The 15867-nt window shown below is 60.5% G+C and carries 14 protein-coding genes; 7 read left to right on the top strand and 7 right to left on the bottom strand.

What is annotated here, in order from left to right; translation table 11 throughout:
* Positions 1-145: 145 nt before the first annotated feature.
* Genes ACQZ5G_RS23240 through ACQZ5G_RS23250 form a run of 3 tightly spaced genes read left to right on the top strand, consistent with a single transcriptional unit; the run spans position 146 to position 2735 of the window.
* Positions 146-1141: an aliphatic sulfonate ABC transporter substrate-binding protein gene (locus ACQZ5G_RS23240; RefSeq protein ID WP_448739035.1), complete on the top strand. Its 996-nt coding sequence runs from the start codon at positions 146-148 to the stop codon at positions 1139-1141.
* Positions 1138-2007: an ABC transporter permease gene (locus ACQZ5G_RS23245; RefSeq protein ID WP_020811699.1), complete on the top strand. Its 870-nt coding sequence runs from the start codon at positions 1138-1140 to the stop codon at positions 2005-2007. Before ACQZ5G_RS23240 ends, ACQZ5G_RS23245 begins: the two co-directional genes overlap by 4 nt.
* Positions 2004-2735: an ABC transporter ATP-binding protein gene (locus ACQZ5G_RS23250; protein ID WP_448739034.1), complete on the top strand. Its 732-nt coding sequence runs from the start codon at positions 2004-2006 to the stop codon at positions 2733-2735. The genes ACQZ5G_RS23245 and ACQZ5G_RS23250 overlap by 4 nt, the downstream gene beginning before the upstream one ends.
* 8 nt (positions 2736-2743) lie before the next feature.
* Here the strand turns inward: ACQZ5G_RS23250 and ACQZ5G_RS23255 are convergent, their stop codons facing one another.
* The 7 genes from ACQZ5G_RS23255 to ACQZ5G_RS23285 all read right to left on the bottom strand — a co-directional run bounded on the left by ACQZ5G_RS23255 (position 2744) and on the right by ACQZ5G_RS23285 (position 11005).
* Positions 2744-3571: a carbohydrate ABC transporter permease gene (locus ACQZ5G_RS23255; protein ID WP_003520165.1), complete on the bottom strand. Its 828-nt coding sequence runs from the start codon at positions 3569-3571 to the stop codon at positions 2744-2746.
* Positions 3568-4452, bottom strand: a complete 885-nt coding sequence (locus ACQZ5G_RS23260) for a carbohydrate ABC transporter permease (protein ID WP_448739033.1) — start codon at positions 4450-4452, stop codon at positions 3568-3570. Before ACQZ5G_RS23260 ends, ACQZ5G_RS23255 begins: the two co-directional genes overlap by 4 nt.
* A gap of 68 nt (positions 4453-4520) precedes the next feature.
* Positions 4521-5795 carry an extracellular solute-binding protein gene (locus ACQZ5G_RS23265; protein WP_400156978.1) on the bottom strand — a complete coding sequence of 425 codons (1275 nt, stop codon included), beginning with the start codon at positions 5793-5795 and terminating at the stop codon, positions 4521-4523.
* A gap of 73 nt (positions 5796-5868) precedes the next feature.
* Positions 5869-6942, bottom strand: a complete 1074-nt coding sequence (locus tag ACQZ5G_RS23270; protein ID WP_080820842.1) for an ABC transporter ATP-binding protein — start codon at positions 6940-6942, stop codon at positions 5869-5871.
* 7 nt (positions 6943-6949) lie between these two features.
* A complete protein-coding gene (gene arfA, locus ACQZ5G_RS23275; RefSeq protein ID WP_448739032.1) occupies positions 6950-8461 on the bottom strand; it encodes an arabinosylfuranosidase ArfA in 1512 nt (503 codons plus the stop codon).
* Positions 8462-8584: 123 nt separating this feature from the next.
* Positions 8585-9514, bottom strand: a complete 930-nt coding sequence (locus ACQZ5G_RS23280) for an ArsR/SmtB family transcription factor (RefSeq protein ID WP_003520170.1) — start codon at positions 9512-9514, stop codon at positions 8585-8587.
* A gap of 183 nt (positions 9515-9697) precedes the next feature.
* Entirely contained in the window at positions 9698-11005 is a 1308-nt protein-coding gene (locus ACQZ5G_RS23285; RefSeq protein WP_080854734.1) for an ABC transporter substrate-binding protein, read from the bottom strand.
* Between the two features lie 112 nt (positions 11006-11117).
* Here ACQZ5G_RS23285 and ACQZ5G_RS23290 point away from each other — a divergent pair, with 112 nt between their 5' ends.
* The 4 genes from ACQZ5G_RS23290 to ACQZ5G_RS23305 are packed head-to-tail and all read left to right on the top strand — an operon-like array spanning position 11118 to position 15850.
* The gene (locus ACQZ5G_RS23290; protein WP_003520173.1) at positions 11118-12182 is read left to right on the top strand and encodes a LacI family DNA-binding transcriptional regulator; all 1065 of its coding nucleotides are present in this window, start codon (positions 11118-11120) and stop codon (positions 12180-12182) included.
* Entirely contained in the window at positions 12175-14052 is a 1878-nt protein-coding gene (locus ACQZ5G_RS23295; protein ID WP_448739031.1) for a DUF2264 domain-containing protein, read from the top strand. Before ACQZ5G_RS23290 ends, ACQZ5G_RS23295 begins: the two co-directional genes overlap by 8 nt.
* Positions 14049-15065, top strand: coding sequence for a hydroxyacid dehydrogenase (locus tag ACQZ5G_RS23300; protein ID WP_448739030.1), 1017 nt, complete (start codon positions 14049-14051; stop codon positions 15063-15065). Before ACQZ5G_RS23295 ends, ACQZ5G_RS23300 begins: the two co-directional genes overlap by 4 nt.
* Positions 15062-15850: a sugar phosphate isomerase/epimerase family protein gene (locus ACQZ5G_RS23305; RefSeq protein ID WP_448739029.1), complete on the top strand. Its 789-nt coding sequence runs from the start codon at positions 15062-15064 to the stop codon at positions 15848-15850. The genes ACQZ5G_RS23300 and ACQZ5G_RS23305 overlap by 4 nt, the downstream gene beginning before the upstream one ends.
* The last annotated feature ends 17 nt before the right edge of the window (positions 15851-15867 follow it).

Below are 15867 nucleotides of genomic sequence, written 5' to 3' on the forward strand. Positions count from 1 at the left end.
CCGTCGCGCCGATCGCGCTCCCGGTAGGGAGATTTTCCACGCGGCTCGCAAAGTTTGGCATGAGGTTCCAGAAGGGCGGATTGACCTCGAAAACACCCGCCCATACCCTTTAAATACACAAAATACATAAATTAGGTGAATTAATATGAAGGCTGAACATTCCCGCCGCCAGATCCTCAAACTCGGCATTGCCGGCGCTCTTGCCGCGCCGCTTGCCACGGGCAAGGCGCTGGCCCAGAGTTCCCCGGAATTTCCTGCCGAACTGAAGCTGGACTGGGGATTTTACTCCTCCCATACCCTGCTGATAAAGAACAAGGGCTGGCTTGAGGAGGCTTTCAAGGATGTCGGCACGAAGATCACCTGGGTACAATCCCGCGGCAGCAACAATTCGCTCGAATTCCTGAAGGTCGGTTCGACGGATTTTGCCGGCTCGGCCGCACTTTCCGCCTTTCTCGCCCGCGCCAACGGCGTGCCGCTGAAGGTGATCTATGTGGCGAGCTGGGGCGGTTCCTCCATCATTCAGGTGCGCCCGGATTCGTCCATCAAAACCGTCGCCGATCTCAAGGGCAAGACCATTGCGGTCACCAAGGGCACCGCGCCCTATTTCACCCTTGTCCGCGCGCTTGACCAGAACAAGCTGTCCATCGACGACCTGAAGGTCGTGAACCTGCAACATCCGGAAGGGTTCAACGCGCTTCAGCAGGGTCAGGTGGACGCCTGGGTCGGCATCGATCCGCACACGTCCCAGGCCGAGCTTGCCGGCGACCGGGCGATTTTCGACGAGCGCAGCTGGCGCGACGGCAGCGTCTTCAGCGTCTCCGAGGAGTTTCTGGCCAAATACCCGAAAGCGGTCGACAGACTTCTCGGCGTCTGGGTGCAGACGCAGAAATGGATTCGTGAAAACAAAAGCGAATTCATCGATTTCGTCACGCAGGTCACCGGCAACGATCCCAAGATCACCAGGCTGACAATCGAGAAGCGCGACTGGAACAATCCCGTTCCGGGCGAGGAACTGCTGAACTCGATCCGCATCGTCACGCCGCTTCTGGGTGACGACGTCCTGCGCCCCGGCGTCAATGTCGACAATGTCCTGTCCTCGCTGAGCGATCCGGCGCCGGCGAAAAAGGCGCTTGGCGCATGAATTCCCATCCGCGCGAATTCCAGCGCGTGAAACAGACTGCGGGACAATTCCCTTCCCGATTGCCGCTTGTGCAGAGGGTGGGGAATTTCCTTGGCCGTTTCGACCTGCGCGGCGCAATCGTGCCCGTCGGGTCGCTGCTGCTGCTAGAGCTTTTCGTCCGCCTCGGCTGGGTCAGCCCCTATGTGTTGCCGCCGCCTTCCGAACTTTACGATACGTTCCTGCGGCTTGCGGAAGGTCCCCTGTGGACGAATGTTGCGGCCAGTACCGCCCGCGTCTTCGTCGGCTTCGTCATCGGCTCCCTGCTCGCCATCGTCGTCGGTTCGCTCGTCGGTCTGGTGATTGCCGCCGAACGTTATCTCGAGCCGACGTTTCAGGCGCTGCGGGCGGTCCCGAGCCTTGCATGGGTGCCGCTGCTGATGATCTGGTTCGGCATCGGCGAAACCTCGAAAATCGTGCTGATCGCCAAAAGCGCGTTTTTCCCGGTCTATCTCAACCTCTTTTCCGGCATCAGGAATGTCGACCGCAAGCTGGTGGAGGTGGGCGAGATGTATCGCCAGCCGTTGCCCGTGCTGGTGTGGCGGATTTTCATTCCCGCCTCGCTGCCGCATCTCTTCACGGGCCTGCGTTACGGGCTGTCGCTCGCCTGGCTGAGCGTCGTTGCGGCCGAGCTTCTGGCCGCCTCGGAAGGTATCGGCTACATGCTCTCCGACGGGCGGGAGCTTTCCCGGCCCGATCTCGTCATGATCGCCATCATCTGCCTTGCGGTGCTGGGCAAGATTTCCGACAGCCTCTTCAAGATCGTTGAAGACCGATGCCTGCGCTGGCGCGACACCTATCCGCTTCAGCAGGGAGGACGCCTGCGATGAGTTTGCTCAACGTCGATGTGCGCGAAAAAGCTTTCGGCGACACGGTGATCCTTCAGGATATCCGGCTCACGCTGGGCGATGGCGAAGCGGCGGTTCTTCTCGGCCCCAGCGGCTGCGGCAAGAGCACATTGCTGCGCATCGCCGCCGGCCTCGACCGGCGTTTTTCAGGCGCGGTCAGGGTTCAGCAGGGCAAGGAGCAGGCATCCAACTCACCGCCCATCGCCTTCGTCTTTCAGGAGCCCCGCCTGATGCCCTGGCTGACGGTTGCCGAAAACATCGGTTATGCGGCGGGGAGGAAATACGATGTCGGGCGCGTGGAAAGGCTGATCGACGATGTCGGTTTGAGCGGCCATGGCGGGGCGCTGCCGAAGGCCCTTTCGGGCGGCATGGCGCAACGTGTGGCAATCGCAAGGGCGCTCTATACCGAGCCGCGCATTCTGCTGCTCGATGAACCCTTCAGCGCGGTCGATGCTTTCACACGGATGAAGTTGCAGGACCTGGTGCTGAAACTCGTCGAACAGCGCGGCATCTCCTTCCTGCTCGTCACCCACGATATCGACGAAGCACTCTATCTCGGCGACCGGATTTACATGATGGGCGCCCATGACGGCCGTATCCAGCAGCGGATAGAGGTGGACGTGCCGCGCCCGCGCGACCGGAGGGCGCCACAGCTCGCAAACCTCAAGAACGAGGTACTGACCGCCCTGCACAATGCCCACGTCATCTGAGGAACATCTCACCCCTTCACACCCGACGAAATCATGATCGCCTCCGTCACGCGCCGCTGGAAGATGACATAGGCGATGATGACCGGCAGGGCCGCCAGCATGGCGACGGCCATCAGCCGCGCATAGGCGACGCCGAAAGCGTCGTTGACCTGGGTGATGCCGACCGGGATCGTCATCATGTTTTCGGAAGTGACCACGAGGAAGGGCCAGAAGAAGGCGTTCCATACCGTAATGAAGGTCACGATCGCCATGGCGGTCGTGATGCCCCAGTTGAGCGGCAGATAGACCCGGAACAGGATCGTATATTCGCCGCCGCCATCCAGCACCACCGCTTCGCGCATCTCCTTCGGCACGCTGTCGAAAAACTGCTTGTAGACGATGATGACGATGGGCGTGATCAACTGCGGCAGGATGATGCCCGCCCAGGTGTTGATGAGGTTGAGGTTCTTCATCAGTATGAACTGGGTGACGACCAGCGTTTGCGCCGGCACCATGAAGCTCGCCAGCACGATGCCATAAAGCAGCCGCCTGCCCGGAAAGCGTATCTGCGACAGCGCATAGGCGCAGAGCATGGAAATGAACAGCACCGAGATCGTGACGATGACGGCGACGCCGATGGAGTTCACATACCAGGTCATCAGCCGGGTATTGAATATCGCATTGAAATAAGCGCCGAGGCGAAACTCGTCCGGCAAAAGCGACATGTTGCCGGCAACGTTCTCATCGGCGCGAAGCGAGGTGACGAAGCTCCAGTAGAGCGGAAAAATCCAGACGAGGGCCGCCGAAAAAGTCAGCAGCGTCAGAACGAGGTTCTCGAGTTTTCTCATCGGGCTCATGAATTCCTCCGGATGCGCAGCAACTGGAACTGGAAAACGGAAACGATGACGATCAGCAGGAAAAGCACCGTCGCGACGGCAGACGCATAACCGCCATTGTTCATCTGAAAGGCCTCGCGATAGACCTTGAGGAGCAGCACGAAGCTGGAATTGAACGGCCCGCCGCCGCTTAAGAGATAGATCTGGTCGAATATCTTCAGTTGCAGGATCAGTTGCAGCGTCAGCACCAGCGCCGTGACCGGCCACAGAAGCGGCCAGGTGACGCGGCGGAAGCGCTGCCAGGTCGTCGCGCCATCCAGAGCCGCCGCCTCATAAAGCTCGGCCGGTATGTTCCGCAATCCAGCAATGAAGAGCAGCACATTGAAGCCGTTCGTCCACCAGATGGTGACGACGGCGACCATCGGCATGACCCAGTAGGGGTTCTTGAAAACGGCGACGGGTTTGCCCGCCAGCAGCGATATGACCGGCTGGAGAATGCCGAACTGCAGATCGAGCATCCACGCCCAGATTTCGGTGACGACCGAAACCGGCAGCACATAGGGCAGGAAAAACAGGCTCATGGCAATCGTCTGCTTCACGCCCGAGAGGCGGCTGATGGCGAGAGCGATCATCAGGGCGATGACGGTCGTGGGTACGACGGTCAGAAGCACGAAATAGCCGTTGTTCTTGAGCGAGGTGACGAACAGGCGGTCGCCCAGCAGCTTTGCGTAATTCTCCAGGCCGACCCAGTTTCCCTCACCGATCAGCGGCGCATCGGTGAAGCTGATGCGCACCATCTCTATCAGAGGATAAAGAAAGAAGGTGGTGAAGACCAGAACGAACGGCGTCACCATCGACAGCGCGATCAGCGATTTCTTGCGCCGGTTTTCAATCATTGCCATGGAATGTCTCCGGGAGCTTGCGCATTGCAGCCTGCCCTCCGGCTTCAAACCGGAGGGCAGGCTGTCGATTACCTGAGCTTGCCCTGCAGCTCATCCTTGATCTGCTCCACGGCGTCGGTGCTGCTCATGAAGCCCTGAATGGCAGGGGCGATGACGTTGAGAGCGGCGTCATAGGCGGGGGAAGCGACCCCGGTTATGGTGGTCTTCGGATCGAACACCGCCGCTTCCGCCAGCGAGGCATAGGTGGCATTCGGCTGCATCGCCTTGTATTCGCTGCTTTCGGTGATGGACTTGTAAGCCGGAATATGCCCGGCATCGGCCCAGCTGATGGCGTGTTTTTCCATCCAGCCGATCACCTTCATCACGGCGGCGCGTTTTTCGCCGGAGACCGTTTTGTCACCTTCATTCGGAATGGCGAAAGCATGGGAATCCGCCCAGGTGGCGCGCTTTCCCATCAGGGGCGGCACTTCCACCGCACTCCATTTGAAGCCGAGCTTGCCGTTCTTTTCCAGATCCTTGTAGGTCGGAACTTCCCAGACGCCGTTCAACTGGAACGCGGATTTGCCGGCGGAGAAGAGCGCCACCGAGGCTTCATATTCCGCCTGTTCCGGGGCCCAGCCGTTTTCCCGCCATCTGGACATGGTCTCGATGGCTTTTGCCGCCTTTTCGGCATTGTCGCCGGCGAGAACCTCCTTTTCGGTGACGAGTTCGCCGCCCTGTTGCGACAGCAGCGTATAAAAGACGCGCCACACCCCGCCTTCGCCACCCGATTGATAGGTGATCGGCGTCTGCACGCCATTGTCCTTCGCCCAGGCCAGCGCCTTCTCGAAATCCTCGATCGTCTTGATGCCGGTCAGCTTGCCCTCGGCATCGAGATAGGGCGAGCCTTTGAGAAGATCGGCGTTGTAATAAAGGACAAGCGCGTGGATATCGAACGGCACGGCGTAGAGTTTGCCGTTCTGGGTGGCCGCTTCCACGGGTGCGCTGAAGAAGTCTCCGGTCTTCAGCCCCGCATCCTCGAGATCCTTTTCGGTGATTTCGCTCAGCACTTTTTCTTCAAGGCCAAGCGGCGCGCGTGACAGGTGATAGGTCATGACATCCGGCCCCTCACCCACCGCGGAGGCCGTGCGCACCTTGGTATAAAAGGGCACGCCCCATTCGAGCGTCGTTCCCTTGATCTGGATGTCGGGGTGTTCCTTGTTGAAGGCATCGATCAACGCCTTCATGCGCACGCCGTCACCGCCCGACAGAAAGTCCCACCAGATGATATCCTGCTTCGCGAGAGCCGGCAGGGCGCTGAGACCCAGAGCCGCACCAACAAGCAATGTCTTGATCAGTCGCATCGTTCACTCCTCCCGTTTGATCGAACATCCCGTCGAGGGATGGTTTGCTGTTTCGAAAGACGCCTCCTCGCGCCTATCGCAACCGTCTGCCGTCATCGTCGAAGACAAGGACATGGTCGGGCGAGGCGGTAAGCGATACCGACCGGCCATCCAGCCTTTCCCGCGTGCCCTGCCGCTGCACGATGATTTCTTTCCCGGCTCCGGTGCGGGTATAGAGGTAGGAAAGATCGCCTAGCTCCTCCGCGACCTCGACGACGACCGGCAGGGCGCCCTGTTCCGCAATCGTCAGATGCTCCGGCCGAATTCCGATCTCGACCCGCTGGCCGGGGGAAACGGACTGGGCAAGCCGGGCCCTGAGATGCCCTGCCCCGCCCTCGGGCGCGAGCGTCACGATGCCATCCGCCTGGGAGACGATATCGGCCCGCAGGAAATTCATCGCGGGCGATCCGATAAACCCGGCCACGAAGCGGTTGTCCGGATCGTCGTAAAGGGTAAGCGGCGCACCCGCCTGCTGCACGATGCCGCCCTTCAGCACGAAAATCCTGTCCGCAAGCGTCATGGCCTCCACCTGGTCATGCGTGACATAGATCATCGTCGCGCCCAGCTTGCGATGAAGCCGGGTCAGTTCCAGCCGCATCTGCACCCGCAGTTCGGCGTCCAGATTGGACAGCGGCTCATCGAACAGGAAGACCTTCGGCTGCCGCACGATGGCGCGGCCGATGGCCACGCGCTGCCTCTGGCCGCCGGAAAGCTGCGAGGGCCGTTTGTGCAGATGCTCCTCAAGCTGGAGGATGCGCGCGGCCTCGCCCACCCTCTCCGTCACTTCCGCCTTCGGTCGGCGGGCAAGACGCAGGCTGAACGCCATGTTCTCGAACACCGTCAGATGCGGATAGAGCGCATAGTTCTGGAACACCATCGCAACCCCGCGATCCGCCGGTTCGACCGCGGTGACATCACGCTCATCGATGGCGATACGCCCGCCGCTGGTTTCCTCAAGGCCGGCGATCATGCGCAACAGGGTGGATTTTCCGCAGCCGGAAGGCCCCACGAAGACCGCGAAGCTGCCGGCTGGAATTTCCATCGAAACATCCCGGATCGCCGCGAAGGATCCGAAGGACTTGGCGACATTGTTGAGACGGACACCCATGGCCGCCTCACTGAACCTTCAGCCGCAGCACATGATAGGACAGCGCAGGCACCGAACCCTTCAGCGCCCCGTCCTCCACGGCGACGCCGCTGCCCGGCACCGGCACGACGCGATCCGGCTGATCCGGGCCATTGCCGAGGCGCAGATCATATCCCACCATGGCAAGATGCAGGCTGAGAGTGGCGGATGAATAGCCGGTGAGGCTGACATCGATCTCCGCCGCCTCTGTCAGATGGCGGTTGAGCACGAACAGTGTCACGACGCCTTCCGCCTCGTCATAAACACCGGCAACATCGAGATATTTGACGTCGTCGGCCGCGTTGCAATCGTAAGTCGGGCAATCGACGGCGACGTTCAGCGCGACGCCGCGGCCATAAAGCGAGGCGAACTGATAGGGATAATAGATCGTCTGCCGCCATGCCGGCCCGTTCTTTTCCGCCCGGATGGGGGCGATGACATTGACGAGCTGGGCGATGCAGGCGATGCGCACGCGGTCCGAACGACGGATGAACTCATTGAGCAGACCGGCGACAAAAAGCGCATCTTCGAAGTTGTATGTCTCTTCCAGAAGTGCGGGCGCTTCCGGCCAGTCCCAGCTCTTGATGCGTTTGCCGTCTTCTTCGCGGATATGATACCAGACGTTCCATTCGTCGAAGCAGATGGAGACCTCGTTTTTAGCGCGCTTCTTGGCCTTCACGTAATCGATGACGCCGGCAATCGTCTGGATATAGCGCCCGGTTTCCTCGATCTTGCCGAAATAATTCAGCGTGTCGCGGCTGTTATTGCCGAAATATTTGTGCAGCGAGATGTGGTCGACATTCTCATAGCACTCCTCCAGCACCTCGCGCTCCCATTCGGGATAGGTCGGCATGCCGTCATTGGAACTGCCGCAGACAATCGCTTCAATCGTCGGATCGAAACCCTTGAAGGCCTTGGCGGTTTCATTGGCCAGCCGGCCATATTCCACCGCCGTCTTGTGACCGATCTGCCAGGGACCGTCCATTTCGTTGCCGAGGCACCACATTTTCACGCCGTGGGGCTTTTCCGCGCCGTGGCTGCGGCGCATATCGCTGAGCGTGGTGCCGCCCGGAAAATTCACATATTCGAGGAAATTACGGGCAGCATCCAGACCACGGGAACCGAGATTGACGGCGAGCATCATCTCGATGCCGGCCATCTGCGCCCAGTCGGCGAATTCGTTGATACCGATCTGGTTGGTTTCCTTGGAGCGCCATGCGAGATCGAGACGGATGGGGCGCTGGTCGCGCGGTCCAATGCCGTCTTCCCAGCGATAGGCGGAAACGAAGTTGCCGCCGGGATACCGGATGGCCGGAATTTTCAGATCCTGCACGAATTTCAGAACGTCCCTGCGGAAGCCGTTCGCGTCCGCCTGCGGATGGCCGGGCTCATAGATGCCGCCATAGATGGCACGCCCCATATGTTCGATGAAGGCGGAATAAAGACGATCGTCGATACGCCCAATCCGGAAGTCCCGGTGGACTGAAACCCGCGCTTTCATAAGGCTCTCCTCCCCTGCGCATTTATATCTTAAAATATGATATAAACCATATTTGATAATATAGTTGCCGAGGGAATCCACGCCTGTCAACCGCGAAAATCATACTTTTGAAAATTGGTAGGATCAGCCTGCGGTGCGCAGGCGCAGAACGATGTCCTGATCGTAATTCCCGAAGCCGCGGCCAAAGATATTCAGCCCACCCGGATGTTTTGCATCGGCCTTGACCTCGATGCGCAAGCGGATGGAACGGTGGCTGGTCAGATCGATATCCGCCAGTGTCACATCCGAAATCCGGGTTCCGTCGACATAGGTTCCCTGCGCGGTGATGCGCCAGGTCTTGAGCATGCCATATTGGGAACCGGAGAGTTTCCACCAGTCCGGCGTAAACGCACCGCGCTTGTCGCCGAAGTCGCCGGGCGAGGTCCAGACCCCGATTTCCCTGCCGTTGACGGATAGCGTAATATCGGACGGCCAGTTGCTGTGCGTTCCCGGCACTTCGGAACTGACCTCCATCGAAAACTCGATTTCCTCGACTTCCCGCCCCTGAATCTTGGCATTATTGGGAAATTGATATTCCACGAAGCCAGAGGTCAACCACAACAGCGCCGCCTTCATGCGGTCCGGATCCATGAATGTATCGGGCACATCGAGCAGGCCGATGATGCCCTCCGGCGAGCAGATGCCGCAGGGCGCGGTTACCGAACTTTGGGTGTAAAGACCGAGCGGCATGGCGACCGCGATGTAATTTGATGCGACCGGCGCCTCGGGTTTCCGGAAGGAAACAATGAGTTCGTCACAGGTGGCGAAGCAGATTTTCTGATTGCCCTTGCGCGCCTTGCGCGTTTCGGTTCGCAGCAGCCCCGCTTCCTCGAGAACGGCCACGCCGGCGGAAACGGTGGACTGGGGAAGCTCCAGTCTCTGCGCAATTTCGTTGACGTTGAGGCCGCTCGCCTCATGCAGCAGCTTCAATATCTGCACGCGGATCAACGACGCCGCCGCTTTCAGGACATCGAATTCTTTTTCAGCATCAACGAGGAGGAAATTGGGCGCCATATTCTAATCTTCAGATTTATCGATCCAGATCAGAATTTCTGGCTTAAATGCCATGCACTTGTCCAGTGCTGTTTGTCATGCAGGCGCTTTTGAAAGGCGTGAAGCGCCATCCACCCCCGTCACTTCACAAAAAAGAGCACCGCCACACGGTCTCGATACCGCGCGGCGGTGCCCGTTTCGTCGTCAGCCGCGCTTGCGCAGGGTCCGCGTGCCGGTGTCGACGAGGTTTTGCGCCGCTTCATCCACGCTGGCGCGGCCGAAGGCGAGCGAATCGGCAATGGGGCGCATCACGCCACGGTCGAACTCATTGGCGCCGATCGGTGCGGGTTCCGGATAGGTATCGAGCTTGCCCGACAGGCTTTCGATATAATCCACCGTCTTGCGCTCGGTCTCGTTGAGGCTCGGCAGCAATGCTTCCCGCACGACCTTGGCGGGCGGCACGCCACGCTCGACGCCGAGCACCTTGCCGGCTTCCAGATCGTTGACGAAGAAGTTGATGAATTTCGCCGCCGCTTCCGCATTGGTCGAGGTGGACGAAATGGACCAGATGAGGCCCGGCCGGTAATAATGCCCGGTCGGCTTGCCCGGCCCCTCACCCGGCAGCATGCCGATGGACAGTGTTTGTTTATTCAGCTTCTGATAACCGACAAGCTGGTTGGAATAAGCAAAACCGATGGCCGAATTGCCGAGCGTCAGGGCGTTGGATTCGATGGTATTGTCGTCACGCGTCTGGATATCGGCGGAAACGCAGAGCTTGTTCTCGCGCAGATCCTCCCAATAGGCGAACCATTCCTTCGCATCTTCCTTGTTGAAGCCGATGGTACCGTCCTGAAACAGCAGCTTGCCGCGCTGGCGCAGCCAGACATCGAAAACATAATGATAACGCGCGCCATAGGGCACCGCCCAATAGTTCCGTTTTGCCGGGCCGTTCTTCTTGAAATCGCGCGCCAGTTCCGAGAGCGCCTTCCAGGTGATCTGGTCCTGCGGCACGGAAACGCCGGCTTCCTTCAGCGTATCGGCGTCATACATCATGCAGAAGGAATTCAGCCCGAGGCCGACGCCGTAAAGCTTGCCATCGATGCGGCAGAGATCGACCTCGCTTTTGCCGAAGGTGGAAAGATCGAGCGACTTGCCGACGAACTGGTCCAGCTCCATGCAGGCGCCACGGCCGGAATAATCGGCAATGGTGGAAGGTTCGAGCTGGAAGATATCGGCGACGTTGCGCCCCGCCATCGATGTCGCAAGCTTGGTCCAGTAATCGGAACCGGCGATCATTTCTCCGCTGATCTCCGTCTGCGGGTTTGCCTTCTGGTAAAGGGCGATCACGTCGTTGGTGCGCTTGCTGCGGTCGGCCGATCCCCACCATACGCAACGAAGCCGGGTCTCAGCCGCGGCCGCGCGAAAACCGCCCCCCACTGCACCAAGACCGACCACGCCGAGACCGGCCAGCGCCGCCGTCACCAAAAATCCACGTCTGTCGATAGTTTGCATCTGCTCCTCCCGCGTTTTGCAAATTTTTCACTGACTACTTAAATTCTTGCAAATTTTCTCTGTTTGCAATATTTGCATCATATCAGAATTTTTTGCAAGCGCAGGAGACGATATGAACGATACGCCCGACATCAGCCGCCCGCGCCAGTCGGATATCGCCCAGCGCGCCGGCGTTTCCATCAGCACCGTCTCGCGCGTTCTTGCGGGAGAGAAAGGTATCAGCGCGTCGATCCAGACCAAGGTTCTGGGGGTGGCGGCGGAGCTTGGCTATCCGTTGCGACCGGTCGCGAACCAGACCGGCGGCGTGCCGCTGGAGGGCAAGAAAATCCTCGCACTCATGTCCGCCGAAAGGGCGACCGGCGATATCGGCGCTTTTTATCACGATATTTTCGACATGCTGCGCAGCCTTGCCCAGACGGACGGTTTTGAACTCGATATCCGGCTTTTGCACCAGAAACAGGTGGATGATGCGCTGACCCAGCGGGTCTGTGAGGTGGACGGCCTTCTCGCCATCGGCCTCGACCCCGAGGACGAAATCATCCACCGCATCACGCAGGGTGTGCTGCAACCGGTTCTGGTCAATAGCGCCGATCCCTCGATGATGCTGGATTGCGTCTCGCCTTCCAATTTTTATGGCGGCGCGATGGCGGCGCGGCGGCTTCTGGAACTCGGCCACCGTAAGGTCGCCTATATCGGCCCGCATCATCGCCACACCATAAGAGAACGTATGCGCGGCTTTCGCCACACAATTCTCGAGGAAGAGGGAACGACCTATGAGGAGTTCCTGCTTTCGACGGCGGATAGCGGCTTCGGACAGGCGGGCGACGCGGTTCGCCAGCTATTGGCCAAAAACCCTGAACTCACCGGCATTTTCTGCATGAATGACGCGATTGCGCTCGGGGCGCTCGGGGCGGCGCAGGAGCTTGGCCTCGCCGTGCCGGACGATCTTTCCATTATCGGCTTCGATGATCTGCCCTTTGCCGAGCTTTCCACCCCCCGTCTCAGCACGATCCGTGTCGACCGTCGCGAAATCGCCCGCGAGGCGGTGGAACTGATGCGCCGCCGGCTGACGGAACCTTCCGCCAATGCCCGCCAGGTACAACTTGGCGTGCAGCTGGTGGAAGGACAGACGGCCGGCAAGGCGAAAAAGACGGGAAAGGCGGCACGCGATGCATGACACCATGAGTAAGCCCACCATGGCCAAATTCAATCCGCTGCACGGCAATCCGCTCAAAAGCCGCGCCGATGTCCGGCGGGCGCTCGACGACAGTTTCGCGCCGCTTCTTGCCCATTTTTCGCCGGGCGGCGCAAGAGTGACGCTGAGCGGCACCGCCGCGCATTTCGACCGGGCGGCGGCCGATCTGGAAGGTTTTGCCCGGCCGCTCTGGGGCATCGCACCGCTTGCGCTGAGCGGCGATCATTTCGACCACTGGCCGCTTCTGGCACGGGGAATAGCCAACGGCACCGACCCTTCCCATCCCGAATATTGGGGCGACGTACGCCAAAGGGATCAGCGGCTGGTGGAACTGGCCGCCCTCGGTTTCGCGCTGCGGCTTGCGCCTCAGCACATGTGGGAACCGCTCTCCGACGCACAGAAAGACAATGTGCGCCGCTATCTCCTGACGGCGCGCGAGCGCAATTACGCCGATAATAACTGGAAGTTCTTCCGGGTGATGGTCGATATGGCGCTGGATCAGCTCGGCATCGATTTCGACCGCAGCCTGACAGAAACATTCCAGAAGGAACTGGACGAATTCTATATCGCGGACGGCTGGTATCGCGATGGCAATTACCGCCGCATCGACCATTACATCGCCTTCGCCATGCATTTTTACGGCCTGATCTACGCGAAACTCAGCAAGCCTGACGATGCCTACGCCGCACGCTACCGTGAGCGAGCGCGCCTCTTCGCCGGCGATTTCGCCAGCTGGTTCGATGAGGATGGCGGCACGCTCGCCTTCGGCCGCTCCATGACTTACCGCTTCGCCTGCGGCGGCTTCTGGGCCGGTCTCGCTTTTGCCGATGAGGAGGCGCTACCCTGGGGCGAGATCAAGGGGCTTTATCTGCAACATCTGCGCTGGTGGGCGAAAAAGCCGATTGCCGATCGCGACGGCGTGCTTTCCATCGGCTACGCCTATCCGCAGCTCACCATGTCGGAAAGCTATAATTCGGCGGGCTCGCCCTATTGGGCCTTTAAAGCCTTCCTGCCGCTCGCCCTGCCGGAGAGCCACCCCTTCTGGCAGGCGGAGGAAAAGCAGCCCGAAACATCGGCAAAACCGAAGCCGCTCATTCATCCCGGCATGGTGATGATGCGGACCGGCGGCAACGTCACGGCGCTTTCCAGCGGGCAGGAAAACCTTTCCATGCGCGGCGGGCCGGAGAAATATGCCAAATTCGCCTATTCCTCCCGTTACGGTTTCGGCGTCGAAGTGGACGAACGCGGTTTCAAGGCCAACGGTTTCGACAATATACTGGCCTTTTCCGAAGACGGCCTGCATTACCGCGTGCGCGAAACCAACGAGAAGGTTCTGCTGGCCGGGGAAAGCCTGCGGGCGACATGGAAGCCGTTCCCGGATGTGGCGGTTGAAACGACGCTGGTTGCGGCTGGCGGCTGGCATATCAGGCTGCACCGGATCACCTCCGCCCGCCCCCTTTCGGTGACCGAAGGCGGCTTCGCGATCAACCGCAACGATGGCGACCGCGATGCCGTGCGCGAAGACATAGGCCGGGCGACAACCGATTGCGGCACAGACATATCCGCCATCGTCGATCTCGGTTCGAGCGTTACCCGCCACGGCGTGGCGCTGAAGGCGCTGCCTAACACCAATCTCATCAACGCCAAGACCACGGTGCCGCAACTGCGGGGCGAGATTCCGGCGGGCGAAACCCTGCTTGCCTGCGCGGTCTTTGCCGGGGTGACCGGGCCAGAAAGCGAAACAGCGCTGTCGACGGTCCCAGCACTTCCGGATATGGAGGCGCTCGACCGCCTGTTTGCGGAAAGTGGCGTTCCGGTCAGCAGTATGGCGGCAACGGGAGAGCCGCAATGACGAGCCCGCTTCCGCGTCTCAGCCTTGCCATGGACCCGGAGCGAACCCAGCATGTGCTGACACCGCAGGCGCTCGAAAGGCTGTCGCAGAGCGTCGATATTCTCGACACGGGGCGGATCTGCGATTTCCACGCCGCTTCAGTGAAGGAGCAGCTGGCGCGGACGGATATTCTTCTGACCGGCTGGGGCTGTCCGGATATCGGCGCGCGGGAGCTGGCGCTGATGCCGCGCCTCAGGCTGATTTCCCATGCCGCCGGGACGGTCAAATATTTCCTGTCGCAAGCGGTGTTCGATCGTGGCGTTACCGTGTGCAGCGCGGCGGAGGCGAATGCGCAGCCGGTCGCCGAATTCTCGCTGGCGATGATCCTGCTGGCCGGCAAGCGCACCTTCGGCTTCCGACGCCTTTATCTGGAGCATCGCGACCGCGCCCCTGTCGAGCGACTGCAGGCGCAGGCCATCGGCAATCTCGGCCTCACGGTCGGCATCGTCGGCGCATCGCGCATCGGACGTCGCGTCATCAATCTGTTGCAGCCCTTCGATCTCAACCTCATCCTTTTCGACCCGCTTCTAAGCGCTGCGGAGGCGGAAAAGCTCGGCGTGCAGCTTGTGTCGCTTGAGGAGCTGATGGCGGTGAGCGATGTCATTTCCCTGCATGCACCCTCCTTGCCGCAGACACGGCATATGATCGGCGCGGCAGCGCTTGCCCGCATGAAGGACGGCGCGACCCTGATCAATACGGCGCGCGGCGCGCTGGTGGATGAAGACGCACTGCTGGCCGAACTGAAAACCGGACGCATCGAAGCCGTCATCGACGTGACCGACCCGGAAGTGCCGCCGCCGGACTCACCCTTTTACAGCCTGCCGAACGTGTTCCTGACGCCGCATATCGCCGGCGCCACCGGGCTTGAACGCGCAAGGCTCGGCGACATGGCGATTGCCGAAATCGAACGCTTCTGCCGCACGGCACCCCTGCAACAGCAGGTGCGGCCGGAACATCTGGAATTGATAGCATGAGATTTTTCGAGCCGGGCCTCTGCTCCGTCACCTTCCGCTCCCTGTCGCCACAGGCAGTCACCGAGCTTGCCGCCGCAAACGGCATCAGGTCCATCGAATGGGGTGCGGATATCCATGTGCCGCCCGGCGACCTTGCCAATGCAAGGGATGTGGCCGCGCGGACGGCGGAAGCCGGCCTCTCCGTCTCCTCTTACGGCTCCTATATCTTTGCACCGGATTTTGCGCCGGAAGATGTGACCGCCGTGCTAGAAACGGCAAAAGCGCTCGGCGCCGGCCATGTCCGCATCTGGCCCGGCAGCCGCAAACGCCCATCTGCCGATTACTCCCCCGGAGAACGCCGCGCGGCAACGGAAGCGCTGGCGACAATCGCCCGCCGGGCGCTCGACCATGGCATCACAATCGGCCTCGAATATCACCCTAACTCACTGACGGACACCCTGCCCTCGGCCCTGCAACTCATGCAGGATTTGCCGATGCCCAACCTCTTCTTTTACTGGCAACCCGCCCCCGGCCTGCCGCTGGAGGACGCACTCGCGGAAATATCCGCACTCCGCCCACGCATCTGCCACCTGCATGTCTTCGCCTGGCTCGCCGACGCAAGCCGCCTGCCGCTTCACGAGCGCGCGGATTATTGGCGGGCGTGCGTGGATGCATTGCCGGAAGGCGACTGGACGAAACCGGCCTATGCTATGCTGGAATTCGTCAGGGGTGATGACATCGGCCAGTTTGGGGAAGATGCGGTGGCGCTAAGCAAGATACTCGCTGGCCACAGAGCGGCCGATTAGCGCACGATCGAAACCTC

The sequence above is a fragment of the Agrobacterium sp. 22-214-1 genome (assembly GCF_053522465.1).